Origin of the sequence: Hyphococcus sp. (assembly GCF_965228385.1) — a bacterium.
Taxonomy (GTDB): Bacteria; Pseudomonadota; Alphaproteobacteria; order Caulobacterales; family Parvularculaceae; genus Hyphococcus.
The window spans coordinates 1,204,918-1,228,840 of the sequence record NZ_OZ245810.1; the positions used below are offsets into that span (position 1 = coordinate 1,204,918).

Here is a 23,923-nt window from a genome sequence, read left to right on the forward strand (position 1 = left end):
CTAACCGCCAATATTCCAAACGGGGCGGACCTCAACATGCCCGATGCTCGCGCATGGGCAACGCGCCGCCCATTCCAGCGCGTCGTCGAGATTGTCAGCCTCGATCATGTAATAACCGCCAAGCTGCTCCTTGCCGTCTGCAAAGGGGCCGTCCTGGACCTGATCGTTTTGAATGCGTTTTGCTTCGCGCGAATGCACCAGCGGCGCGCCGCCAATATAGGCGCCTGATTTTTTCAGCGCGTCAGAATAAGCGAAATACGATCCAAAAATTTCGTTCCGCTTTTCTTCCGGCATTGAATCCCAGGCGTTTTCATCATCGTAAAGAAGGAATAAATATTTCATTATTCTTCTCCCTCGATTTCCATGATAGCGCGGGCGTCGACAAAGCCGGTTTTCGCCGCAGGGCATTTGGCCGCCCATCGCGACGCCGTGTTCATGTCTGGCGCTTCTATGATGAAAAAGCCGCCAAGCTGTTCCTTGGCGTCGGCGAAGGGGCCGTCTTCGACCGCTCGTTCGCCGTTCCTGACCGAAACCACAGTCGCGGAGGAAGGCGGTTCAAGCGCCGCGCCATCAAGCAACACGCCCTCATTCTTCAGCGCGTCGCCATAGGCGTACCATTCGCCCATATAGGCGTCGAATTTATCCTTATTGTCGCGCAGTGCGAAGTCCTGCGGCGTTTCATTGGCCAGCAACATTATTTTCATCTATGACCTCCTTTGTTGCGCCGGAATGCGCATTTGTATTTTAAAGACGCGCCGGCGCCGTTGATTTCGACGCGGTCCGGCAAAATTAGTCGCCAAACGCGCGCAACAAATTGTTCCGTATGTTCAGCAAGCGATTATATATGGGCAATGGCGTTCCGGTTTGGCGCAAATCTGCAAGCGCCGTCTCAAGCTCTAAAAGCAAGGTGCGATTTTCAAGCGAGCGAATTTTGCTTTTGACCCAGCCGATGCAGCAAATCCGTTCTCCGGAAACGGTCTCTTCGACGCGGTGAACGGCGGTAGATGGGTAGAGAACGAGACTGCCCGCCGCCCCCTTAATGCGGTCTTCTTGCCCGGCGTTGTCGATCACCAGTTCACCGCCCTGGTAACATTCCGGGTCGCTTAAAAACAGCGTGAATGACAAATCCGTTCGTCTTCCGTTGATATAGGCCGCATCAACGTGATCGCCGTAATGCATGCCGGCGCTGTATTTATTAATTGTCGGCCGGATGATCTCTGCAGGTTGCGCCGCCGCCTGAAAAACCGCATGCGCGCTTAAGGCATCGGTGATCTTCGATGTGGCGCCTTTAACAGCCGGCGTGCTTGTGTCCGCCTGAACATTATTCTTTACGGATTTTGCTTCCCCCTTGGCGGTTTTGCGTCCGTCACGCCAAAGGGCGGGGTTTTCGACCGCAGCGCAGACGGCTTCACACTCGATGTGACTTAATACGTTCTCAATCTGCAGGAGCATGCTTCTCTCTATTAATAATCATTTGCATCTGGCGTGGCATTCCATTACATGACGTCAGAAATAATGGAGGGGCAAGATGACGCGACGCCTGAAATTACTGACCGGACTTTCAACCATTGCCGCCGCCGGCGCCCTCGGGCTTTCCGGATGCAGTGTTGAAGGCGAAGGAGAGGGCGGCGAAGGCGAAACGGGTCTTTCCACAGTCGCTGCCGGCGAAGCCGAGGGCGAGGGCGGGGAAAGCGAAGGCGAAGGAGAGGGCGGCGAGAGCGAAGGCTCGGGCGACAATGCCGATCCGGCCGCCAACGACCCGGCTTATCTGCGCCTGCTTGGTCTTGTGCGCGGCCATCTCATCGCATTTATGGAGCTTTACCAGAACGATGCGCGGGAAATGGCGCTGATGCACGTCAAACATCCCGAAAGTGAACTCTATAGTACGCTGGCGCCGGCCATAGACGCGCGCGGGTTGCCGGGGTTCGCAACGCAATTACAGGCTCTGGCCGAGGCCGCGGAATCCGGCGGCGATGTATCGGCCGCTTACAGCGCGGTAATTGGCGCACTCGAAGCGCACGCGCCGCAGACAAGCGTTGCTAATCACCTGCTTGGCGTTTCAGCGATCGTCCGCACGGCGGCCGATGAATTTGATATCGGCGTCGAAGATGACGGATCGATTTCAAACGCCCACGAGTATCAGGACGCTTATGGTTTCCTTATTGCTTCGCGGGAGATATTGGCGGGAATCCGCACCAGCGATGTGAATGAGGTTGAAGCGATAGAGTTGTCGCAAGAACAGATCAGCGTGGCGCTCGAAGCCTTTGAAAGTCTTACCGCTACGCAGACCGGCGGAAAGCCGTCGGCGCTTTATGGCGCAGCGGCGCGGATCGAAATTGCGGCGCGGGGATTGATCTAGTCGCTTCCCACGAGTAGACGCCGGCTCATCAATGTTCTACATTTGTTCTCATGATGCGAAACGAGAACAGCGCGCCTGTTGCGCCGCGCGGCCGCTACAGGGCCGCAGACGGGCTCACCTGTCTTTTTATTGATTTCAACGCTTATTTCGCAGGCGTCGAACAGCACGACGATCCCTCCCTGCGGGGGCGGCCGGTCATTGTCGCGCCGATGGCGTCAGAGCATACGAGCGCCATCGCCGCCAGCTATGAAGCGCGCCCGTTCGGGATCAAACGCGGCACGCCGATCCGCGAAGCACGCGAACGCTGTCCCGGCATCGCCGTGCGTCCGGCGCGTCACGACCGTTATGTTCAGGTCCACAAGCTTTTGATGACTGAAATCGAGCGGCATTTGCCGCTTGAGAAAATTTGCTCCGTCGATGAAGCGGCGTTCCGGCTTTCACGGTCCGAACGTTATCCCGACAAAGCCACAGCGCTTGCGCATCGCGTGAAAAAAGGGATTGCGGAGAATGTCGGGCCCGCCTTGCGCTCATCAATCGGTCTGGCGCCGAGCCGCCTTCTGGCGAAGCTCGCGGCGGAGCGCGTCAAACCTGACGGGCTGACCGTGCTTGAACTGAAAGATCTGCCGCACTCTCTTGAAAATATACCGCTTACGGATATTCCGGGCGTGGGCGCCGGGGTCGCCGCCCGGCTGGCAAAAGCGGGAATTACTGATTTTCTTTCCCTGTGGCGGCTAGAACCGAAACGCGCGCGGGCGATATGGGGCTCGGTGCAGGGAGAACGGTTCTGGTATCAGCTGCATGGATATGAAGTTGAGGAACCGCCGGTAAAAAAATCCATGATCGGCCATAGCCGTGTTTTATCGCGCGAGCATGAAGCCCCGGCGCAAGCGCGCATCGTGGCGCGCGCGCTATTGCTAAAAGCGGCCAGCCGTCTGCGGCATTACGGTTTGTTCGCCAGTTCGCTCAGTCTTTCCGTCCGGCTGCGCCCGGATGGCGGCTGGGAGCGCGGCCGGCGCTTTGCGCATTCGCAGGACAGCTACCGTTTTCTGACTGCGCTGGACGACGCCTGGGATGAGTTTTTGGATGAACGCCGGCGGGACGGCGCGCTCGGGCGCATCGGCGGGGTCACCGTGTATCTGCATGGTCTGGCCAAAAACGGCGACGGCGCCATCGAGCAATTTGACCTCTTCGCCGAACCGGGCGTTGCGGAAACTGAACACCGCCGCGCCGAACTCTGGAGGCTGATCGATAAAATCAACGCCGATCAGGACGCAAAATTCCGGCGCCTGGGCGCAGGAACGCCCCAGAACGGCGCGCCGCTTCAAAGGCATGTCATGCTGGCCAGCCAGGCGGGACTCGATCTTAATTATCTCGGAGCCAAAATTGCGTTTTCCCGCGTGCCTGAAGACGCAGAGTTTCTATACTGAGTTCATACATCGACGCCGGGCGCGGTCGGTTCGGATAAATTTTTCGCCCGCACGCCAAGGTGAGACACGGCAAAATAGACCGCGGCGACAATTTCTGCGGTAATGTCATCTTTCGGGTAGGAAGCATAGACCTTGACATGCCAGTCGAAGGTTTTCGCAATCCAGAAAGCCGTCTTGTAATCAACGCCATTCGTCTGACCAATGGAAAACCCGCCGGCAATGGGTTCTTCCAATCCGGAAAAAAGCGCCGGATTAGACGTATCTTCGTCGCCTGCGGCGAGCGTCACAATCGGCGCCGGCAATTCTTCCGAAACATTGTAGCGCTCAATGATTGACGCCGCAGCCGAGAGGGCGTGATCGTCGCGGGAAACGTCAGGCCAATAAGACGCGAAAACCGCGATGACGGCCCCGCCGGTATTACTCACAAGACCGCAGGCGACGTCCCGCCCGGCGTCGTCAAACTGTGTAATGCGATCCAGCACAAAATGCCGGTTTTCTCCGTCAATGTTTATCTGGCGCTGACAGCTCAATCCGCTTTGCAGATGCACCAGCGCCTCTCCGTTATCGGCCCAGCCGTCGGGTATCGCCGATTGGGTTCTGTGGTAAATGACCTCGCCTTCGCCAGCGCCGCCAAGGTTCTGGATGCGCGAGCCATAATTTTCCGGCAGTTTCGCCATATCGTCATGTGCGGCAGTCAAATCCGATGACGCCGCGCGCAAGACACCGCCTTCAAAAACCGGTGCGGCGCTTTTTTTGAATTTGTAATTTTGCGCAATTTCGACGCGGGAAAAGTTGGCGAGCGACGGCGCCGCAAACGATGGCCGCAAATCCGGATGAGCCGTTTCCGAAGACGTCGCGCAAGCGCTGAGTCCAATTGCGAAAAGCGATACGGCGAAACGAAACAGCATGGGGTAATCCTGACTTTTACGTGATGTGTGAGAAGCGGGCGAGACTAATCGGCGTTGCGCCGCCAAAATGGTTTGCGGCCTGAATTTTCAGAGTCTTTCAGTTTCAGCTCTTTCGGATTCCAGGGGCCATAACTGAAGCTGCGCGCGCCGGGTTGCGGCTGATAGCCCGTGAGCGTGACGCGCTGTTCGGCGAGCGCGCCGGATTGCGGTTCGTCTTCGAGATATTTAACGCTCTTGTTGCGCTTTAATGAATCAGGGAACAGCGCCATCATCTCCATCATGTCTTTGGGCATGTCGTTAGAGACATTGAGACCAAGTTCTCGCGCTTCCCCGTAGGCGATCGGATAATCATGCGTCCAGCGGCCAGACGATAATTGCTCGGCAATGCCGATGGCTGCATTTTCCGAAACGGTTCCGGTTAACAATTCGCGAGCGATTTTTTGCAATTGTGTAATCGCCATGGCCCCTACATCGGCGAGCACAAGCGTATAATCTTCCGTATTCTGAATAGGTTTTTCATTTGCCACCCTGACGACAGAAGCCGCCGGCAAGCCGCCAATCTGCGGATCAATTGGGCCGAGCACGGCGTGCTGGCTGAGAACAACTTCGTCAGCCGCCAGCGCAATGAGCGTGCCGCCCGACATGGCGTAGTGCGGAACAAAAACCGTTGTTTTGCCGGGGTGCGCCTTGATCGCCCGCGCGATCTGGACAGCAGGCAGCACCAGCCCGCCTGGCGTATGCAAAATGAGTTCAAGGGGTTTGCTCGGCGGGGTCTTGCGAATGGCGTCAAGAACGTCTTCCGCATCGTTCAGATCGATGTATCGCAGCATGGGAATGCCGAGCAGGCCCATGGGCTCCTGACGGTGCACAATCGCGATAATACGGCTTTTGCGCTTTTTTTGAACCTTCGCAAATTTACTGACAAGCTCTGCGTGTCGCTGCTTATTGCCTATATTTCGTGCAATAATAAACAACAAAATCAACAGGATGGGCAGCGCGCCCCATAAACCTTCCATGCCCCTGAACCCCTCTACGCAAGACAGGCTAGAACCTTAGGGTCTTTTCGTGAAACTGAAAAGAGCGGAAAATAGTGGCGTTACCGTCGAAACAGAAATCGTTCGCGCTGAAATGGCGCGCATCCATAGCGGTTTCACTGCGCTCTCGTTGAAACTTGTAAAATTTGCGCAGATGCACGTATCGAGCAAAACCGGCTGGCGCCTAGAAGCCAACAGACGCAATGATATTACACGCCTTCACGCCGCGCCAGAAAGGCGAGCCGTTCAAACATATGCACATCTTGCTCATTTTTCAAAAGCGCTCCGTGCAGCGGCGGTATTGCTTTTCGCGGGTCGCGTTCGCTCAATATCTGTTCCGGTAAATCTTCCGCCATGATCAATTTCAGCCAGTCCAGTAATTCGGATGTCGACGGCTTCTTTTTCAGGCCAGGCGCTTCGCGAATTTCGTAAAAGATCTTCAAGGCGTCGGCGACAAGACGCTTTTTAATTCCCGGATAGTGCACGTCTACGATTTCAGCCATCGTGTCGGGATCCGGAAACTTTATGTAATGAAAAAAGCAACGCCGCAAAAACGCGTCCGGCAATTCTTTTTCATTGTTGGAGGTAATAATGACGATCGGGCGCTGTTTTGCGGTGACTGTTTCACCGGTTTCATAAACATAGAACTCCATACGGTCGAGTTCCTGGAGCAGGTCATTGGGAAATTCGATGTCAGCTTTATCAATTTCGTCAATCAGAAGAACCGGCCGTTGATCGGCTGTAAAGGCTTCCCAGAGTTTTCCCTGTTTGATGTAGTTCCGAACATCGCGCGCGCGTTCTTCGCCGAGCTGCCCATCGCGCAAACGGGCGACGGCGTCATATTCATAAAGACCCTGATGCGCCTTGGTTGTCGATTTTATGTGCCATTCAAGCAATGGAGCGCCGAGCGCTTTGGCGACCTCGATTGCGAGCACGGTTTTGCCCGTCCCCGGTTCGCCTTTTACGAGCAACGGCCGCTCCAGCGTTACGGCTGCGTTGACGGCGACTTTCAAATCCTCTGTGGCGACATAATCTTTCGTGCCTGCAAACTTCACTGAATGACCTCACTGCTCCGGCTGTTCAAACTGTGCGCGACTATACGGACGCGCCGCGGGATGGCAATTGACCATAGCAGCGGAGCAAAGCTTTGCATTTTGGAAAAATTTCCGGCAGCTTGCCTCGCCATAAGCTGCGCCGGTTACAGGGGAAGGTCTTTCATGCGCTCATTAGCAATTGCCGCACTCTCATCGCTTGTATTGTTCTCCTGTTCCGCAAGCGATGATCCTGACGAGGACGCCGGGGCGGAAGCGACCGGATCTGAACAAAATCCCGAAGATAATGAAAATAACGGCGTATGGATCGATGAGTCTGTGTCAGACTTTCAGCGAAAGAGCGGTTTTATCACGCTATTTGCAGATGAAAAAGGCGGCCGCGTATTCGCCCAGTTTCCAGCCGCCGATGAAGACGGCGTAGCTCTTCGCGCCATTTATGCATCCGGCCTGACAGCCGGGTTGGGGTCGAACCCCGTCGGTCTTGACCGGGGGCTTTTCGACAGCGGTTCCCTGATCGCATTCCGGCGCGCCGGTGACAAATTGATCGCAGAACGCGAAAACTGGACCTTCCGCGCAAGCGCGGAAAACGAACTTGAGCGAAAGGCCGTAAGGGAATCGTTCGCCCGTTCGTTCCTGTGGGCGGGAGAGATTACAGCCACCGGGCCTGACGGCGAAATTCTTGTGGACCTTTCTTCATTCCTGACGCGAGACGCCCTTGGGGTTGTCAGCTCGTTGAAAAACCATCCGCAAGGCGGCTCGTATACGCTCGCAGCAGATCGTACTTTCGCCGATACATCGAATGCGATGGCGTTTCCTGACAATGTTGAATTTGATTCTTTCATGACGCTGACGAGTGATGCGCCGGGCGCAGAAGTTAATGCAACTGCGCCTGACAGCCGTTCTATCACGCTCGTTCAACACCATTCTCTCGTACGCCTGCCCGAACCCGGTTTTGAACCGCGATTGTTTGATCCGCGCGCCGGCGCCATCAATATTGCGCACTATGATTTTTCGTCGCCCTTGGAAGGTCAAATTCTTCAGTCCGTCGCCAGACGCTATCGTTTGGAAAAGACAGATCCGGAGGCGGCGGTAAGCCCCGCGAAAGAACCGATTATCTTCTATGTCGACTCCGGCGCGCCGCCGCAAATCCGCGACGCGTTGATCGAGGGCGCTTCGTGGTGGGCGGACGCGTTTGAAGCGGCGGGCTTTGAAGATGCGTTTCGCGTTGAGCCGTTGCCTGAAGGCGTGCATCCGCGCGATATTCGCTACAATGTGATTTCATGGACTCATCGCCAGACGAGAGGCTGGTCATATGGCGGGGGCGTCCACGATCCGCGCACCGGAGAGATGCTGAAAGGCAGCGTGATTCTCGGCTCCCAACGCGTACGCCAGGATCGGATGATATTTGAAGGTCTTGTCGGCGCTCAGCAGTCAGGCGAGGGCGGTCCCAGCGATCCTGTCAACATAGCGCTCAATCGCATTAAACAGCTTTCTGCGCACGAAGTCGGCCATTCGCTCGGCTTTGCGCATAATTTCGCCGCATCGTCAAATGACCGGGCTTCCGTCATGGATTATCCGGCGCCGCTGGTCAGCGTTTCGCAAAACGGTGCGCTTGATCTTTCGCAAGCCTATGATGACGGTATCGGCGAGTGGGACAAGCTGGCGGCGACGTGGCTGTACGCAGAATTTCCGCAGGACGCCGATACGCAAGCGGAACTGGAAGCGATCCTGCGTGAAGGTTATGCCGACGGATTGCGATTTATCGGCGACCGCGAAGCGCGCAGCGTCGCAACCGCCCATCCATACGCCAGTGTTTGGGACAATGGCGGTGACGCCGTCGCCATGTTGCGCCAGACAATGGATGTCAGACGTATTGCACTGGAAAACTTTGGCGCCCGCGCGATTAAAGACGGCCGGCCAATGGCGGAACTACGCAATGTGATTGTGCCGATCTATCTCTACCACCGTTATCAGGTCGCCGCCGCCGCAAAGTCAGTGGGCGGGTTTGAGTTTTCCTATAATGCAAAGGGCGATGCATTGTCGGGCGGCGCGCCGGTTTCTGACGATCGGCAACGCGAAGCGCTGGCGGCGCTGGTGGAAACGCTCGATCCTGCCGCGCTCACCTTGTCTGACAGCCTCGTGAACCGTCTGACGCCGCCGCTTGGCGCGTTTGGATCAAATGATATCGCCGAGACATTTGACGGCCAGACGGGTCCTGTATTCGATGTTATTGCTGCTGCTGATACGGCCGGATTGATTACCATGGGCGCGTTGCTGCATCCTGACCGGGCGGCGCGTTTGATGGATTACAAAGCCCGCGATGCATCCCGGCTTGGCCTTACCGACGTCATGAGCGCTATTGAGCGGCAAATCTTCGACAGTCAGCCGACGGATCGGCGGCGCGCTATAGCACACCAGTTACAGGCGCGGTTTGTCTCCACGCTGATTGCGCTGAACGGCGGCGCGCCGGCGCCGGGAGAAGCGCAGGCGGCGGCGGTTGGTCTTTCAAGCGGCGGGGGACAGATCGCTTCCGCCAGCGTACAAAGCACAATCCATCTTTACTTGAAGAATCTGCGCACACGGATCGCCCCGGGCCTTCTGGAGGGGCAGACGGCGGATCGCGCGCATCGCGAATGGCTGATCGCCAATATCGAGCGCCATCTGGAACGCCCGGCGCCGGCGGGATCGGGAATTGTCGCCGCGCCGGAAACGCCGCCGGGCAGCCCGATTGGATCAAGCCCGGTATTCGGCGCGTTCATGGAGACGTGCTGGCATTGCGAATGACGATTTACGGCAAATGCTTGATCATCGCGGTGCGCGGCTTTGCATGAAACCCGTGTGCGGCTTCTACGGCCTGAATGGCGGCGAAATCTTTGTCGCCGGGCGCAAGCGTGAATGCTTTATATCCGATTGAACGGTAAAAGGGTGCGTTCCAGGGGACTTCGGTAAATGTCGTGAGCGTAATATCCCTGTAGCCCTTCTCGCCAGCCCAGCTCTCTCCGGCCGCGATTAACGCGCGGCCTATCCCCTGTTGTTGAAAGCGTTGCGCAACGGAAAGTTCTGCGATATGGGCGCGCCCATCGGCGGGCCAGAGTAAGATAAAGCCGGTTGGTTCCGCGTTTATTTCCGCAACAAAAGTAGCACCGTCCCGCAGGGCGCGCTTGTGTTCTTCTGCGTCGCGAACAGCCCCTTCAGCGCAAAAATCATATCCGATCGCGCGATAGGACTGTGCTGCGTCGTGCTCCAATGCCATGAGCGCCGGAATGTCGGCGGCTTTACCGGAGCGAATGACAAGGCTCATCCCACAAGTCCGATTTCCCGCAACCGCTGGCGCAGGAAATCGTCCGCGCGAATGTCGGGATAGCGCACCCGATCTTGTTTACAGCTTTCCATGCAGGACAGTATCGCATCCGGGTGAGGGTGCATAAAAAACGGCATTGAATATCGTGAAACATTGGGTCCGGACGGATTGACAACGCGATGCGTTGTGGCGGGGATGACGCCATTGGTGATGCGCGCCAGCATATCGCCGGCGTCGACGATAAGATTTTCCGGATCCGTATCAATCGCCAGCCAGTCGCCGTTGCGATCGAGCAGCTCAAGGCCGCCGCCTTCGGCGGCCACAAGTATGGTGATCAGGTTAATGTCTTCGTGCGCAGCGGCTCTTATACAGTCCGGATGTGCGTCATCCGGGATCGGCGGATAATGCAACAGTCGCAGGATCGAGTTACCGTCTGTCGCCATTTGCCGAAAATAATCATCCGGAGCCGCGAGGCTATGCGCCAGCGCTTCGAGCATGACGAGGCCGGCGTCTTCCAGCGCATCGTAAAGCGCAAGGAAAGTCTCTCGAAAGCCGGTTGGCGTTTCAGGCCAGAAATTGCGGGGGTAGATATTCTCCAGCGGGGAGTCATATTCAAATTCGCGTCCCACATGCCAGAACTCTTTCAGATCGGGATGTTGTGAGTCTTTCGCGTGTTCTTTCCCGAACGGCGTATAGCCGCGCTGACCGTCCGGCTGCACAAACGCAGCTTTCTCCTCTGCGGTATGTGCAAAAAACGCTGCGCTTAATCGATAAGCGCGCGAGAGTAGATCATGGCTGATTCCGTGATCTTTCAGGATGATGAAGCCGTAATGTTTGAAACCTTCAAAAAGCGCTTCTTTAAAAGCAGAGCGCGCATCCGCACCGCCATCGGTGTAAGATTTCAGACTGAGTTCAGGAACACCGGCGGTTTTTCGGGGCATGGATTTCTCAAGGACAAATTATCAAACAGGCGCGGGTTTAGGCTGTGCGCCCGATCAGCGCAATGCCGGAATCGATAAACACCGCGGCAATTTCCGGCTATGCGCCGCATTGCTGAATATTCCGGCCCGTCTATAACGCTAGAAAAGAGGAGTTGCTGATGGAAATTTCCGAATTGCTGGCGGAACTCGGCGTTGAAGAAGCGATGAGCGAAAACGGCGATTTGATCGTCGACACGCCCATCGACAGTTCGCAAATTGCGAATGTAAAAATAGACGATACGCAGGCTGTCGAGCGCAAGATCGAGGCCGCGCAAAAAGCGTTCAGCATATGGCGCTCTGTCCCGGCACCGCGCCGTGGTGAAATGGTGCGGCTTTTCGGAGAGGAATTGCGCGCCAATAAAGAGGCTCTTGGCCGACTGGTAACGATAGAGTGCGGTAAAATTCTCTCCGAGGGACTTGGCGAAGTGCAGGAGATGATCGATATCTGCGATTTCGCCGTGGGTCTGTCGCGCCAGCTCTATGGTCTGACGATCGCTTCGGAGCGGCCCGGTCATCATATGCGGGAAGCGTGGCATCCGCTGGGACCGGTCGGCGTCATCTCGGCTTTCAATTTTCCGGTAGCGGTATGGTCCTGGAACGCTGCGCTTGCGATCGTCTGCGGCAATCCTTGCTTGTGGAAACCCTCGGAGAAAACGCCGCTGACAGCGCTCGCGACACAGGCGCTGTTTGAGCGCGCGCTTAAAAAGTTCGGCGACGCGCCTGACGGCTTATCGGCTGTCATCATCGGCGGTCGTGAGACAGGCGAGCAACTTGTCGACGACAGCCGTATCGCACTCGTTTCAGCCACAGGATCGACGCGTATGGGCAGGGAAGTCGCGCCCCGCGTGGCGCAGCGTTTTGGAAGAGTGTTGCTGGAGCTTGGCGGTAATAACGCCGGCATTGTCGCGCCCTCAGCCGACCCTGCGCTTTCCTTGCGCGCGGTTTGCTTCTCCGCGGCGGGTACGGCGGGACAACGATGCACATCGCTCCGCCGATTGTTCGTGCACAATTCTATTTACGATGAATTTACGCCGCGTTTGAAAAGCGCTTATGAATCACTTGAAGTCGGCGACCCGCTCGCCCCGGATACGCTTATCGGGCCGCTGATTGACGGCGCTGCGTTTGACCAGATGCAATATGCGCTGGAGCGCGCAAAGGCGGAAGGCGCCGCCATCACCGGCGGCGAGAGAATTGGCGAGACCGGATTTTACGTCAAACCCGCAATCGTCGAAATCGACAGCCATGACGGTATTGTCAAGGAAGAAACCTTTGCGCCTATCCTTTATGTTATGCGCTATGATTCGCTGGACGAAGCGATTGACTGGCAGAACGGCGTCAGCCAGGGTCTGTCATCGTGTATATTCACTAAAGATATTCTTGAGGCGGAGCGTTTTCTTTCTGCAACCGGGTCCGATTGCGGCATCGCGAATGTCAATATCGGCCCTTCGGGTGCTGAAATAGGCGGTGCGTTTGGCGGTGAGAAAGAAACAGGGGGCGGAAGGGAATCCGGATCGGACGCGTGGAAAGCTTACATGCGCAGGCAAACGCAGACGATTAATTACTCAAGCGAACTGCCTCTGGCGCAGGGCGTAAAGTTTGATATTTGAAAATTATTGGACTACACAAAACTAAGGGGCGCTGATTGCGCCCCTTAGTTTCAAAAAACTTATTGGATCGTTTATACCGGAGGCCGGCCGCGCACTGCACGAGCGACCATCGCCAGAATAAACAGAACGAGAAAGATAAAAAACAGGATTTTGGCGATACCAGCCGCGCCTGCTGCAATGCCGCCGAAACCAAAGATTGCGGCTATAATTGCAATGACAAAAAATGTTAGCGCCCAACCGAGCATGATAACCTCCTTTGGCTATAGCGCTTGCCCTCCAAGGCCAAGCAATCGCGTCAGCGATTAAAGCGAGAACACGGCCATCAGGTCTTTGTTCCAAAGTTTTTGATTGGGCGGCATACGTATTTTATGTGGGATTATGACCGCGTGTCGGCGAACGCCGATTTCACTGGTCTGAACGTATCTGAATCCCCGATCAGCAGACCCACCGGACGCAGGACTTCCGTATAGTCGCAAATTGTTTTGAAAATGACGAGGGCGGGGATTGATATAATAGCGCCCGCCGGACCCCATAGCCATGTCCAGAAACTTATATTCAAAATGATCGCCAGCGGACTGATGGTCAGACGCACGCCGATAAACAGCGGGGTAACGAAATTCGATTCGATAAAATTCAGAGCCATGTAAACCAGGGCGGGCGTCGCCATTTCAATCGGCGTCTCAAAGGTAACGATCCCGGTGATGCTGAGCAGCGCCACAAGCGTCGCCGGACCGAGATAAGGAATGAAATTGAAAAACGCCGCCAGCGCGCCCCAAACGAACGGCGAGGGCATCCCGATTGCGATCATGGCCAGCGTTGTAGCCGCGCCAAGGCCCAGATTGATCAGCAGCATCGTAAACATGTAGGAGCCGACTTTTTGTTCGACAGCCAGCATCATTCGCGACATCTTCAGCATACCCGCCGTGCTGCCGCGCATGAGCATGAGTTTTCTTTGGATATCCCGGCGCGACGCCAGAAAAAAATACGTCAGGACGGTCGTAAACAGCACCTGCACGATGAGCGAACGCGCGGAAGAGAAAATTGCGCCGCTGAAATCTGGCTGTTCCAGCCTCACCTCATTTGCAGGCTGTTCTCCGTCCAGGTCAGTCAGCTCATTGACGCGTTGGGAAACGTCCTGAACTTTATCGACCGCTTCTTGAACGTTTGTAAGTTTGGATTTTGCATCGTCAATCACGTCCGGCAATCGTTCCAGCCATGCTGCGCCGGGTTGTATAGTGATATAGAGCGCGCCGGCAAAAAGACCGAAGGCCAAAGCGACGATGATGAATGCGCCGACGGCGTCGCCGACCGAACGACGCTTCAGCCAATGCGCAGCCGGAGCAAGCAAGACACTTAAGACAAAAGCGGAGGCTATCGGCAGCATTAAAGGCTTCGAAAAGTAAAGCGCGATACATAACGTGACAATCGCGATGATTACGACGCTAAGAGCGATTGTAAATTGCGCTCTGTCGGGAAAGGTCGGCAACGCTTCGGGCAACAGCTTGCGCAAGGCAGCCATTTGCGCCGTTCTTTTAGACGGACGAAAACCGCTGGAGCCTGGTCGTGTCTCTTCTTTTGCCTCGATGACATCCGTCAAGCGCAACCGCCTCGGTCTTTTTTCATATTATAAAACCGTCAATATCGTGGAAAACCCTTGGTTCCGCCATTGGTTCCCGCTTATTCGCCGCCGCCGCCGATCGTAAGATAGAGGAATGCGGCGTAGACCGCCATCATCACGACAGCAAGCGCACCAGCGAGGAGCGCGCGTGGTTTTATTCGGTCGTAAGACGTCGTCCTTGCAATTTCCGCCACGGCTTCAGCCACTTCTCTGGATACGTTATGCGCGGAGTATTTGGACAGCGCCAGCCAGAGGCGGTTGGGGCCCGTTTCCATGGCAAGCATGGCTTCGGCGTAGGTTTTTTCAAATGCAACGCCCGCAACGAATTCCGTCAGCGCACGGCGGGGGTTCCAGCTATGCATACGGACCAGTTGCAGCGCCGGCGCCATAAAGGGAAGGGTCTTCAGCGCGTCGCGCAAGACGAACACAATGATCAGGGTGATAATGATGATGTGAAGGCCTGTATCCGTTAGGTGGCCCTCTAGATACATCCAGTAAGGAAAGGCGATCGCGCCGGCTTTGACGCATAGATTGACGCCAAAGGCGCTGAGCTTCTCGTAGATGACTTGCCCGGTCCTTTTGTCCAGCTCCGCAATAGCCGCCTTTCGCGCAGTTTCGATTTCAACCGGAAGACGTTCCTCGATTTTCTTGTTAATGGCCTTGCGGCCAAGCAATACGCCGCTCCCGATGGCGGCGGCGGCGAAAATGATTATCCGGCTTAGCATTGCATGCCTTTTTTGTAGCCTGGGCCGTCTTTCCCGGTCTTTATATATGCCGGCCGCGAACAATGGCCAGTTAGCAAATAGATGACCGGAACCAACAAATTTGCCAAGTGTTTCATCACCCAAAGGCGGAAAAGGCTGAAATGGCCGATATACTGGAGGGTACTATGGCAGTTGCCGAGAAAAACAATCTTAGCGAATCGACTTCAAGTGAAACGAACGCTGCGTATAAGCAGGTTTCTGACGATCTCAAGTCTTTGCGCGATGATCTGAAGGCATTGCGGCACGACTTTACGTCACTTAGCGAAAGTGCGGCCGGCGATGCGAAACAGCGTTTGAAGGATGGCTTTGAAAGCGCTGAAGAACAGACGCGCGAGGCGTTCGATTCAGCCGCGTCCGAGCTTCAGGAAATTCAATTGCAAGCCGAAAAAGCTGTAAAGAAAAAGCCGATAACGGCCGTCGCGGCGGCGCTGGCGATCGGCTACTTTATCGGCGGTGTAGTACGGCGCTAATTGATGTTTGTATCAGCATTAAAAAAAGCGCATCACGCCGTTGAGGGTGTTGCGTATGAAGCGGCGCTCGGCCTGGCGGCTGTGTTGCTGGCGTGCGGCGCGATTTTGCTCGCTGCCGGCGGGCTCGCCTTCTGGTTAACGACTATTATGCCGGTGTATTCGGCGTTTTTCATCGCCGCGCTGATAGTCGCTATTGCAGCGGCTTTTGTATTTTATCTCAGCCGGCGCGATCCCTCTAAATCCAAGGAAGAGGAAGAAGAGGAAGAAAAACCGGAAAAATCATTTTCTTCTGTAGCGGGCTCGCTCAAATCGATTGCGCAGCCCATGGATGTTGTGGCGTCCGGCTTATTTGCACGGCAGTTTAAAAAAGCGCCCGTGGCGACAATGGTGGCGACCGTTGCGGTTGGCGCTGTTCTGGGCATGATCGCCAATTCGGACGACGACTAGGTCTGAAAAAGCATCTTTTTTTACATAATATAACATCGCGCCGCTTTGCACGTGCACATACTCCCGACAATACCTGTTGCCTTGACCATTGCCTGCGGATTTAGACCGGCGTGAAACGCGCGAGTATACAACTAGAAAACGCGCAATTGCTGATTCTTTTGAATAGCGGGCAGGGGCATTTCTTCTGCGCAAGCGATATTTCACAAAAATAAAACGCTCGCGGACACACATTGTGGAATTTTAATTATCCCCATTTTTTAAATTCTGATTTCAAAAAAACAGAACATGAGCGTCCATTATTACGCGACGGACAGACTTGGCGAGGTCAGGTCGGCTGTAATTATATTGCGATCGATTAACATCTCGGCCTTTACAGCGGCGGTTTCAGAATCTGCGTTAACGGAACCTTCCAGATTCCACTAACAAATCAGCGGTTTGGCTTCGATAAGCACCTATTGATGAACATACGTATGTTACATCGCTTGCGCGGCCTACACATAAAGCTACCGTTACCTGTCTGGCGCCGGTTCAATGAGTTGAAGAAGTGTTGTCAGATCATCTGCATTAGTAAGGTCTACAGGCTGCGCCAGTTCACATCGCCACGTACACGAATTGCTTTGCTATCGAGAAAAGTTCCCGATAACTAGATAACCGCTCAAGTCAATTGAGAGGTGAAAAAATGAGCGCTACAACATTTACTGCTGAAGAACTGAACGATGTAATGCCTGCGCTGCAAAGATTTGCGATGTCGTTGACACGCAATCAGGAAGCTGCGGAAGATCTCGTGCAAGACAGCATTGAACGCGCACTGCGCAAAGCGCATTACTACGAACCCGGAACAAATTTTCGGTCCTGGATGTTCACGCTTTGCCGCCGGTTGTTTTTAAACCAGATCCGCAAACAGAAGTCGCAGGGCGTATCCGTCGAGCTTGATGATTCTCCGCAAGCCAAAATTGCAGAGCCTGCATCACAAGAATCGTCATATGAATTCCATGAGGTCATGGAGCATTTCGACAAATTGCCGGAACGTGATCGCGACGTCATTTCATTGATTGCGATTGAAGGCATGAAATACACCGAAGCGGCTAAAAAGCTGAAAACGCCGGTCGGCACAATCAGGTCGCGGCTGTCGCGCGCCAGAACCCGTCTCAAGGAAATGACGGAAGCGCTGCCCCAGCCGCAGCTTGCCGGCGCCGCGTAAGCGAACGCTGAATAAAAATACAACGCAAGAGGGCGGTCCGTTCATCGCGGCCGCCCTTTTTTAGCGGCTCATCTGGTGAATACGCCTGTCAGCGGAACCGAATGACCAGGGCGATTGTTTGCTCACTGAGTGGATGCAGGAGATACAAATGAATAAAAACGGCATTATTGGGTTGGTTGTGTTGGTACTGGTTGTTGTCGCAGCTATTTTCTTTATTCAAGAAGCTGATGACGGCCCGCTTGAAAATGCGGCGGAAGATATTGAAGACGCTGCGGATGACCTGGAAGATTCAGTAGATCAGTAAACGCGAATATCACAACGAAATGAAAAACGCGCCCCGATGGGGGCGCGTTTTTTTTATATGCGCCGGCGAAAGTAGGGGCCGGGGCGGTTCTCTTTCGCCGGCGCTGCACGTTCCTTCCCCCACTTGCTGAACGCACACAAAGAAAACCCCATATATTAGCGAGGGTTCCGCATTTCATTGATGCTGTTTGTTAAGAAGAGATCAGAAAAAATACGCATTTCGGAAGAGATAAACATGTGCAGAAAATCGCTCCTGGCGCGATCAAATGATGAGTATGGAGCGGGTGCTGATCTTACCCGATTTCAGCACAACGTATGGGCGAGCCGTCTCTTCAAAAATACATCATATGTGTTGAAAATCTCGCTCTTTCCCGCCTTTGGTGGATAGATATCCACCCCCTCCGTGAGGCGCCGTATGATCTGGCTGCTCGTCAATGACAGGCGAAAAACGGAAACTGATCGGAGTGAACTATTGGCGCATTGTGAGGAACATATTCAGCAGGCGAACAACCCGCCATTCCTGCAAGGCGCTCATGACGAGACGCAATTACTTGACTTTTGCGCGCGCTTCTGCTGCACTGCAAAAAGTTTCGGCGCGACGCCGGAGCTCTTTGGGGGTATGTGGGTCGTGGGGAGCGATAGCCATAGCGCCGACTGGCGGCGCAAGCAGCATGCTCAAAATCCGGATGCAAGAGACCGGGAAGCGGATGCTGTTGTGCTGACCGCGCCGATCCCGCCTAATGTTGCAAAACATCCCGATGTTGCAAAAGATATCGCTGGCGATCTGAAAACGTCGGGTCGTCATTCATTAAACCGGTTTAAAACCTCTCTCGGCGTCAAGGGCGCGGGCGCGCGCAAAGCGTTTGAAAAATCCGGTGATGCGCAGCCACAGCGCTGCGCGCCGCAGGTCCTGCCGTTAACGGTGGCGCAACGCGGCATCTGGATCGGCACAAAAATCAGCCGCGTCGGCACGGTTTTTAATGTCGCTGAAGCGATCGAAATTCATGGCGCGGTTGATCCCGGCGTTTTTGTGGACTCAATTCGCCAATTGATCGCAGAAGCGCAAACGACCCGCGCCAACATTTTCGAGGATGCGGCTGGCCCGCATCTGATTATTCACGATAAATATCGCGGTGAAACGCCGTTCCTCGATTTTTCAAACGATGCCGATCCCTGCAAGGCGGCGCGCGACTGGATGATGGCGGACGTCACCGCGCCTTGCGATATGGAGCGGGACGCATTGTGGCTTGGCGCGCTTCTCAAGACCGCGCCGGATCAGTTCTTTTTCTTCCAGCGCGCCCATCATATCGTGCTTGACGGCTTTGCCGGCAGTCTGCTGGTCGCAAGGGTTGCGGAGATTTACAACGCGAAAATTGAAGGACGCGCGCCCCCGCCGGCGAACTTCTCGCCGCTGAGCACGCTTGTTGATCTCGAAAAGCAATATCGCACGGCGAGGGCGCATGAGCGCGATCGCGACTACTGGCTCGAACGCCTCAAGGATTTTCCCGATCCTGTTTCATTTGCGCAGGGCCGGGCCCCCACGGCCGGCGGTCTCGCGCGTGAAACCGCGCGCCTGGCGCCTGAGACGGCAAAACATCTGCGCGAGATGGCGAAAGACTATTCCTGCAGTCTGCCACAGGTGCTGATCGCGATGATGGCCGCCTTCATTCACCGGACCACGGGCGCGCGCGATATCGTTCTGGGCATGCCGGTTTCGGCGCGCAACAAGGCGGCGCGGCGTGTTCCCGGCATGGCGGCGAACGGCGTTATGCTGCGCCTCAATATCGATCCGCAGGACAATTTTCCGGCGCTCGCGGCGCAGGTAAGCCGGGAAGTGCGGCGGGCGCTGCGTCACCAGCAATACCGGTTTGAAGATATGCGCCGGGATCTGGGGCTGACAGGACAGCATGATCATATCACCCGGATCGCGGTGAATATCGAGCCTTTCGATTACAACCTGACCTTCGGCGGCGCGCGAACGACAGCGCACAATCTCGCCAATTCCTCCGTCGAGGATATGGTGATGTTTATTTACGACCGGGGCGACGGCGCCGAACTCAGAATTGATTTCGACGCAAACCCTTCCCTTTATTCTGCACAGGAATTGCTGGGACATCGCGTAAGATTTGAAGAATTTTCGCGCGCGCTTCTCGATTCGCCGGACGCGCCGCTCGAGCATCTTGATTTTCTGTCTGGCGAAGAGCGTCAGAAACTGCTCGCGTTAGGACGGGGGGAGCAAAGAGAAATCGAGAAAATCCCGGCTTTCGTCCTGATCGAACGCCGGGCCGAGCGTTGGCCGCAATCCACAGCCATACGCCACGACAATGAAAGCCTGACTTATAAAGCGCTTAACGCACGCGCCAATCATCTGGCGCGCCGTCTCCTGAACGCCGGTGTCGGCCGCGGCGATATTATCGCCCTGGCGATGGAGCGGACCGCGCAATATCCTGTCGCCATGCTGGCCATTGCGAAAACAGGGGCGGCGTTTTTGCCGCTTGATCCGTGCGATCCGCCGGGGCGCCTTAAAAACCTGATTAAAGACGCCGGCGCAAAATTGACAATCGCCAACGCCGGCGCCGCAGCCAGCCTCGGGGAATCATGCGGCGATGTCTGGCGGGCGGACGAATGCGCAGCAGGCTACGACTCTGACAATATCACTGATGCAGAACGCGGCGGCCCCGTGCAGGACGCGGATCTCGCCTATCTGATATACACCTCAGGCTCCACCGGCGCGCCGAAAGGCGTCATGCTTCACCATGGCGGTCTGACCAACACGGTCTGCGATGCGATTGAGCGGTATCCTGTCGGGCCTGAAGACAAGCTGCTCGCGGTCGCAGCGTTTACATTCGATGCTTCGGTACTTGAAATCTATGCAGCGCTCGCTGCGGGCGCGACGCTTGTCATGGCGCCGCGAAACACGGTCCGCGACCCGGCGGCGTTGTGCGCCTTGATGCAGAGCGAAAGCGTCACCTTCATGATCGCGACCCCGACGCAGTGGGACATGCTGATATCCAGCCGCGGTGTTTTATTGCAGGGCATGAAGGCGGCTGTCGCGGGAGAGGCGCTGACCAGCAGGCTTGCCCGCGCATTGCACGATCTGGGCGCGGTGGTCGCCAATTGTTACGGGCCGACGGAAGCAACAGTGCAGACAGCCACCGCGCCGCTCGGCGAAGCGGACCTTTCAGCGCCGCCCATCGGCAGACCGGTCTGGAATACGCAACTCTATATTCTAGACGATCATTTGGGCCTCTTGCCGCAAGGCGTGGCCGGCGAGTTGTGCATCGCGGGCGCAGGCGTCGCGCACGGCTATCTCAACAATAAGGCCCTTACTGAGGAAAAATTCCCCCTCAATCCGTACGATCCCGACGGCGGGCGATTATACCGCACAGGCGATCTGGCGCGCTGGCGGGAGGATGGAGCGCTGGAATTTCTCGGCCGCCGCGATCAGCAAATCAAACTGCGCGGCATCCGGATGGAGCCGGGAGAAATTGAGTCGGCGCTCATGGCGCAACCGGATGTGCGCAGCGCATTTGTAGACATTATTGAACACGCCAAAAACGGCAAGCGGCTCGCCGCTTATGTTACGGCGAAAGAGAATGCAACGCTTGACGCCGATTCATTGCGTGATGCGCTGCGCAGCGTCTTACCGGCGCACGCCGTTCCGTCGCGCATTTTCATCCTCGACGCCATGCCGGTGACGCGCAACGGCAAGATCGACCGGAACGCGCTGCCGAAAACCGAAGCGCGCGATGAAACCGGCTATGTGGCGCCGCGCACGCCGACAGAACAAAAACTCGCCGATATCTTTACGGAAATGCTGGGTCTTGATCGAATAGGCGTTGAAGATAATTTTTTCGATCTCGGCGCGGATTCCCTGACCGCTGTGCAACTGCTGACCGAGATTGAAACGAAATTTTCAACACAGCTGTCTTTGCTTTCCCTTTTTGATGCGCCGACGATCGCCAATCTCGCGCGCGAAATGGAAAACGCGGAAGCCGGCGATCCGTTTGACGCCGTATTCCCTATTCGCAGGCAGGGCGGCGAAACGCCGATCTTCTGTATACATTCCGTGGTTGGCGTCGCCTGGTCTTACGCCGGTCTTTTGCGGCACCTCAGCCCGCAATCGCCGGTCTATGGCCTGCAGGCGAAAGGCTTGCAACAAGGCGATAACTCCGCATTGCCGGAAACCATTGACGCCATGGCCGATGATTATCTGCAGGAAATAAAGGCGATCCGGCCCCAGGGTCCGTACCGCTTGCTTGGCTGGTCGCTTGGCGGGCTTGTGGCGCATTCGATTGCGGCGAAGCTGGAGGCGGGCGGCGACACGGTAGAGCTTTTGGGTTTGCTCGACGCCTTTCCATTTTCGCCGGCCGTCAATCGCGTCAGCCGGTCGGAGGAGGGGGCGCTGGTCGATATCGCCCTGCAGTTCATCAATCAGCCCGAAGATGCGCTGGGCGGGCGGGACAAAACGCTGGCCTCGCTGGCGGATTACATGTTTACGGCGTTTGACGTCTTCTCAATGCCGCTGGTGCAAAAAGCCGGGCTGGGCGGCGACGCGCTTCGCGATCGTTTTCAGACCGTGATTGCAAATTGTTTTCGTATTACGCTTGAACATCGCCCGCAAACAATTGCGTCCGATATTCATGTTTTCCGTGCACGGAAAGGAAAGACGTCGCCGCTGGACAATGTCATTGAACACGATGCCGGGTCATGGCGGGCCTATACAACAGGCGCCGTGCGTGAATACGATGTTCCTTGCGGACATTTCGAGATGCTCAACGCCGAACCGCTTGAAATCATCGGACCCGCTATCCGCGATGTTCTGCGCTAGTGCCGTTAAAACGAGCAGCCGCAAAACTATAAACCGCGCGGGCATTCGGATCGAGCGATCCGAGGAATGTTATGGGATCAGGGTTTGGAGTAGACCGTGGGCAGTATGAGAAGATAATCCGAGCCGTATCGAACAATGCGAGCCGAAGATGAAGAAATTTTATTCAGCAATTTTAGCGGTAGCTATTCTAGGCTGCCAATCAACGAACCTGTCGATCACTGAGTGTGACCTGAACGGATATTCCTTCTGCGCAAAACTGCCAAAGAATCTGAAGTTTACGAACGAAAGTAAAGGGCCAGATTTTGCAATTTTTAGTTCAAATGACCTTGATAGCGGTTATGGGGTATTCTTTTACGAGGGCAGCTATTCGATCAACGGCGATGATGTGAGGATCATTGAATCGCTTGGGAAAAAGGTATTTGGCGAGGTCGAATACAAAGTCGAAATCGTCTCGACTCTCGGGGAATCATATTCAGTTTTCCTCTCTCGCGATGATATAGCGTTTCCTGATAGCATTCGCATTTTTACGAACAAGAATGAGGGGCAGGAAATGCTCCTGAATCAAGTTCTAAGGGGCTTCAAAGGTTGCGCATCCGTCGAATTTTTTGAGAAGAAGTGCGAATTTTGAATCACAGCAAGTTTAAAGGGTCGGCGCCTCTCGTTTCCTAAGCCTTTGTCTGCACATCGGTTTTGGCGGCGCCACGGCTTGAGGCTGTGGCGCCGACCTGCCGGGCCTTCTCCGCCTAAAATCTGTCCGCTGGACCGATTTTTTTGTTGCGCAAACCGGCTGCGAAGTGCGTCATGCGGGCGAAGGGTAGGACGAGGTTCTGTGCAAGGGTCAAGAGTCGAGTTTTCTGTTGATCTTAAAACAGGATCTGTTGTTACAACAATCACCAGTATCGTTGCAGGAAGTAGAATTCCGCAAAGAGAAAAAATCGAATTTGATATAGGTCAGGAGAATTAAAACCATGATTAGGTTTCTTGGCATGGTTATCTTAATATCTGCCGCGGCTGTTCAATACTCGGCTGCCGACAACATTAAAAACGAAGAACAATTTACTATGAAACGCATTAAATCCATTGAAGTGATGGATTTTTGGCGATTATCTCCATCTGATTTGTCGCTTGTCAATAAAGGTCATCGCATACGTGTTTGGACATTTGACCCGGTTTTTGGTGAGGAATTACAACAGAGCAAAGCGATGCCGGTCGCTATTATCACTTTAGGTGAGAATACGACTGACTCGGAGCCTGTTGCGTATCAAATCAATTCAATGAGGCCGGCACAGATTTCCGGTGCGTCTACAAAGTCCGCTCGAAAAAAGTTGGCCCTGAATTCGGAAATTTTTTGTTTAGAGTAACGCTTTTAACAAAAGAGTGTAGTGATTGTGATGAAGCCGTATTACAAATCGAAACTTCTGAGAATGGGAATTATCGATTTGAAAGTACGAAAATTAGCTTCGGATTTTGACAAGGAGCCCATGCACGGCTGTTTACTCAGTAGTCGGCTTCGCTGTGTAGGCGGGTTGAGCCCAGGCGATACCCGCCGATTGTGTTGTCCTTAATCCTCCGCCCCATGAGGTTCTGGCTTTCTCTTTTCGTTCTGCTGATCGAAACCCCC

At 55.2% G+C, this 23,923-nt stretch carries 22 protein-coding genes; 11 read left to right on the forward strand and 11 right to left on the reverse strand.

Going from position 1 to position 23,923, the window contains the following annotated elements; all coding sequences use genetic code 11:
* From ACQK2Q_RS05625 to ACQK2Q_RS05635, 3 genes are all read right to left on the reverse strand, one after another.
* Positions 1-342, reverse strand: a complete 342-nt coding sequence (locus ACQK2Q_RS05625) for a YciI family protein (RefSeq protein ID WP_425408764.1) — start codon at positions 340-342, stop codon at positions 1-3.
* Positions 342-704, reverse strand: coding sequence for a YciI family protein (locus tag ACQK2Q_RS05630; protein WP_425408765.1), 363 nt, complete (start codon positions 702-704; stop codon positions 342-344). Before ACQK2Q_RS05630 ends, ACQK2Q_RS05625 begins: the two co-directional genes overlap by 1 nt.
* A gap of 85 nt (positions 705-789) precedes the next feature.
* Positions 790-1,452: a Fe2+-dependent dioxygenase gene (locus ACQK2Q_RS05635; protein ID WP_425408766.1), complete on the reverse strand. Its 663-nt coding sequence runs from the start codon at positions 1,450-1,452 to the stop codon at positions 790-792.
* Between the two features lie 76 nt (positions 1,453-1,528).
* On the opposite strand from ACQK2Q_RS05635, the gene ACQK2Q_RS05640 reads away from it, so the two are divergent.
* Both ACQK2Q_RS05640 and ACQK2Q_RS05645 read left to right on the forward strand, forming a co-directional pair.
* The gene (locus tag ACQK2Q_RS05640) at positions 1,529-2,359 is read left to right on the forward strand and encodes a hypothetical protein (protein WP_425408767.1); all 831 of its coding nucleotides are present in this window, start codon (positions 1,529-1,531) and stop codon (positions 2,357-2,359) included.
* Positions 2,360-2,409: 50 nt separating this feature from the next.
* Positions 2,410-3,786, forward strand: a complete 1,377-nt coding sequence (locus ACQK2Q_RS05645; protein WP_425408768.1) for a Y-family DNA polymerase — start codon at positions 2,410-2,412, stop codon at positions 3,784-3,786.
* Between the two features lie 2 nt (positions 3,787-3,788).
* Here ACQK2Q_RS05645 and ACQK2Q_RS05650 read toward each other — a convergent pair whose 3' ends face one another.
* The 3 genes from ACQK2Q_RS05650 to ACQK2Q_RS05660 all read right to left on the reverse strand — a co-directional run bounded on the left by ACQK2Q_RS05650 (position 3,789) and on the right by ACQK2Q_RS05660 (position 6,783).
* A complete protein-coding gene (locus ACQK2Q_RS05650; RefSeq protein WP_425408769.1) occupies positions 3,789-4,694 on the reverse strand; it encodes a hypothetical protein in 906 nt (301 codons plus the stop codon).
* A gap of 44 nt (positions 4,695-4,738) precedes the next feature.
* Positions 4,739-5,710, reverse strand: a complete 972-nt coding sequence (locus ACQK2Q_RS05655; protein ID WP_425408770.1) for an SDH family Clp fold serine proteinase — start codon at positions 5,708-5,710, stop codon at positions 4,739-4,741.
* 227 nt (positions 5,711-5,937) lie between these two features.
* Positions 5,938-6,783 carry an AAA family ATPase gene (locus ACQK2Q_RS05660; RefSeq protein ID WP_425408771.1) on the reverse strand — a complete coding sequence of 282 codons (846 nt, stop codon included), beginning with the start codon at positions 6,781-6,783 and terminating at the stop codon, positions 5,938-5,940.
* Positions 6,784-6,945: 162 nt separating this feature from the next.
* Here ACQK2Q_RS05660 and ACQK2Q_RS05665 point away from each other — a divergent pair, with 162 nt between their 5' ends.
* Complete coding sequence (locus tag ACQK2Q_RS05665) at positions 6,946-9,564, forward strand: zinc-dependent metalloprotease (RefSeq protein ID WP_425408772.1); 2,619 nt, start codon at positions 6,946-6,948, stop codon at positions 9,562-9,564.
* 4 nt (positions 9,565-9,568) lie between these two features.
* Here the strand turns inward: ACQK2Q_RS05665 and ACQK2Q_RS05670 are convergent, their stop codons facing one another.
* Positions 9,569-10,081: a GNAT family N-acetyltransferase gene (locus ACQK2Q_RS05670; RefSeq protein ID WP_425408773.1), complete on the reverse strand. Its 513-nt coding sequence runs from the start codon at positions 10,079-10,081 to the stop codon at positions 9,569-9,571.
* On the reverse strand, positions 10,078-11,022 hold the full coding sequence (locus ACQK2Q_RS05675) for an isopenicillin N synthase family dioxygenase (RefSeq protein ID WP_425408774.1): 945 nt from the start codon (positions 11,020-11,022) through the stop codon (positions 10,078-10,080). Before ACQK2Q_RS05675 ends, ACQK2Q_RS05670 begins: the two co-directional genes overlap by 4 nt.
* Positions 11,023-11,180: 158 nt before the next feature.
* Between ACQK2Q_RS05675 and amaB the strand changes: the two genes are divergently transcribed.
* The gene (amaB, locus tag ACQK2Q_RS05680; RefSeq protein ID WP_425408775.1) at positions 11,181-12,668 is read left to right on the forward strand and encodes an L-piperidine-6-carboxylate dehydrogenase; all 1,488 of its coding nucleotides are present in this window, start codon (positions 11,181-11,183) and stop codon (positions 12,666-12,668) included.
* A gap of 71 nt (positions 12,669-12,739) precedes the next feature.
* Here amaB and ACQK2Q_RS05685 read toward each other — a convergent pair whose 3' ends face one another.
* From ACQK2Q_RS05685 to ACQK2Q_RS05695, 3 genes are all read right to left on the reverse strand, one after another.
* Positions 12,740-12,913, reverse strand: coding sequence for a DUF1328 family protein (locus ACQK2Q_RS05685; protein ID WP_425408776.1), 174 nt, complete (start codon positions 12,911-12,913; stop codon positions 12,740-12,742).
* Between the two features lie 131 nt (positions 12,914-13,044).
* The gene (locus ACQK2Q_RS05690) at positions 13,045-14,187 is read right to left on the reverse strand and encodes an AI-2E family transporter (protein ID WP_425408777.1); all 1,143 of its coding nucleotides are present in this window, start codon (positions 14,185-14,187) and stop codon (positions 13,045-13,047) included.
* A 158-nt stretch (positions 14,188-14,345) separates the two neighbouring features.
* Entirely contained in the window at positions 14,346-15,011 is a 666-nt protein-coding gene (locus ACQK2Q_RS05695) for a hypothetical protein (protein WP_425408778.1), read from the reverse strand.
* Between the two features lie 164 nt (positions 15,012-15,175).
* Here ACQK2Q_RS05695 and ACQK2Q_RS05700 point away from each other — a divergent pair, with 164 nt between their 5' ends.
* From ACQK2Q_RS05700 to ACQK2Q_RS05730, 7 genes are all read left to right on the forward strand, one after another.
* Positions 15,176-15,520 carry a DUF883 family protein gene (locus ACQK2Q_RS05700; protein ID WP_425408779.1) on the forward strand — a complete coding sequence of 115 codons (345 nt, stop codon included), beginning with the start codon at positions 15,176-15,178 and terminating at the stop codon, positions 15,518-15,520.
* 3 nt (positions 15,521-15,523) lie between these two features.
* Positions 15,524-15,967 (forward strand): hypothetical protein, encoded by a 444-nt coding sequence (locus ACQK2Q_RS05705; RefSeq protein ID WP_425408780.1) that lies wholly within the window; start codon positions 15,524-15,526, stop codon positions 15,965-15,967.
* A 679-nt stretch (positions 15,968-16,646) separates the two neighbouring features.
* A complete protein-coding gene (locus ACQK2Q_RS05710) occupies positions 16,647-17,168 on the forward strand; it encodes an RNA polymerase sigma factor (RefSeq protein ID WP_425408781.1) in 522 nt (173 codons plus the stop codon).
* 148 nt (positions 17,169-17,316) lie between these two features.
* Complete coding sequence (locus ACQK2Q_RS05715) at positions 17,317-17,472, forward strand: hypothetical protein (RefSeq protein ID WP_425408782.1); 156 nt, start codon at positions 17,317-17,319, stop codon at positions 17,470-17,472.
* A gap of 414 nt (positions 17,473-17,886) precedes the next feature.
* A complete protein-coding gene (locus ACQK2Q_RS05720) occupies positions 17,887-22,302 on the forward strand; it encodes an amino acid adenylation domain-containing protein (protein WP_425408783.1) in 4,416 nt (1,471 codons plus the stop codon).
* 148 nt (positions 22,303-22,450) lie between these two features.
* Positions 22,451-22,930, forward strand: a complete 480-nt coding sequence (locus tag ACQK2Q_RS05725; RefSeq protein ID WP_425408784.1) for a hypothetical protein — start codon at positions 22,451-22,453, stop codon at positions 22,928-22,930.
* A 340-nt stretch (positions 22,931-23,270) separates the two neighbouring features.
* A complete protein-coding gene (locus tag ACQK2Q_RS05730) occupies positions 23,271-23,663 on the forward strand; it encodes a hypothetical protein (protein WP_425408785.1) in 393 nt (130 codons plus the stop codon).
* Positions 23,664-23,923 lie beyond the last annotated feature (260 nt).

Coding starts and splice junctions, on each gene's coding strand:
- ACQK2Q_RS05720 (WP_425408783.1), top strand. CDS start 17,887: ATGATCTGGCTGCTCGTCAATGACAGGCGAAAAACGGAAACTGATCGG.
- ACQK2Q_RS05645 (WP_425408768.1), top strand. CDS start 2,410: ATGATGCGAAACGAGAACAGCGCGCCTGTTGCGCCGCGCGGCCGCTAC.
- ACQK2Q_RS05730 (WP_425408785.1), top strand. CDS start 23,271: ATGATTAGGTTTCTTGGCATGGTTATCTTAATATCTGCCGCGGCTGTT.
- ACQK2Q_RS05625 (WP_425408764.1), bottom strand. CDS start 342: ATGAAATATTTATTCCTTCTTTACGATGATGAAAACGCCTGGGATTCA.
- ACQK2Q_RS05685 (WP_425408776.1), bottom strand. CDS start 12,913: ATGCTCGGTTGGGCGCTAACATTTTTTGTCATTGCAATTATAGCCGCA.
- ACQK2Q_RS05690 (WP_425408777.1), bottom strand. CDS start 14,187: ATGGCTGCCTTGCGCAAGCTGTTGCCCGAAGCGTTGCCGACCTTTCCC.
- amaB (WP_425408775.1), top strand. CDS start 11,181: ATGGAAATTTCCGAATTGCTGGCGGAACTCGGCGTTGAAGAAGCGATG.
- ACQK2Q_RS05705 (WP_425408780.1), top strand. CDS start 15,524: ATGTTTGTATCAGCATTAAAAAAAGCGCATCACGCCGTTGAGGGTGTT.
- ACQK2Q_RS05635 (WP_425408766.1), bottom strand. CDS start 1,452: ATGCTCCTGCAGATTGAGAACGTATTAAGTCACATCGAGTGTGAAGCC.
- ACQK2Q_RS05640 (WP_425408767.1), top strand. CDS start 1,529: ATGACGCGACGCCTGAAATTACTGACCGGACTTTCAACCATTGCCGCC.
- ACQK2Q_RS05670 (WP_425408773.1), bottom strand. CDS start 10,081: ATGAGCCTTGTCATTCGCTCCGGTAAAGCCGCCGACATTCCGGCGCTC.
- ACQK2Q_RS05700 (WP_425408779.1), top strand. CDS start 15,176: ATGGCAGTTGCCGAGAAAAACAATCTTAGCGAATCGACTTCAAGTGAA.
- ACQK2Q_RS05655 (WP_425408770.1), bottom strand. CDS start 5,710: ATGGAAGGTTTATGGGGCGCGCTGCCCATCCTGTTGATTTTGTTGTTT.
- ACQK2Q_RS05695 (WP_425408778.1), bottom strand. CDS start 15,011: ATGCTAAGCCGGATAATCATTTTCGCCGCCGCCGCCATCGGGAGCGGC.
- ACQK2Q_RS05715 (WP_425408782.1), top strand. CDS start 17,317: ATGAATAAAAACGGCATTATTGGGTTGGTTGTGTTGGTACTGGTTGTT.
- ACQK2Q_RS05665 (WP_425408772.1), top strand. CDS start 6,946: ATGCGCTCATTAGCAATTGCCGCACTCTCATCGCTTGTATTGTTCTCC.
- ACQK2Q_RS05650 (WP_425408769.1), bottom strand. CDS start 4,694: ATGCTGTTTCGTTTCGCCGTATCGCTTTTCGCAATTGGACTCAGCGCT.
- ACQK2Q_RS05675 (WP_425408774.1), bottom strand. CDS start 11,022: ATGCCCCGAAAAACCGCCGGTGTTCCTGAACTCAGTCTGAAATCTTAC.
- ACQK2Q_RS05710 (WP_425408781.1), top strand. CDS start 16,647: ATGAGCGCTACAACATTTACTGCTGAAGAACTGAACGATGTAATGCCT.
- ACQK2Q_RS05725 (WP_425408784.1), top strand. CDS start 22,451: ATGAAGAAATTTTATTCAGCAATTTTAGCGGTAGCTATTCTAGGCTGC.
- ACQK2Q_RS05630 (WP_425408765.1), bottom strand. CDS start 704: ATGAAAATAATGTTGCTGGCCAATGAAACGCCGCAGGACTTCGCACTG.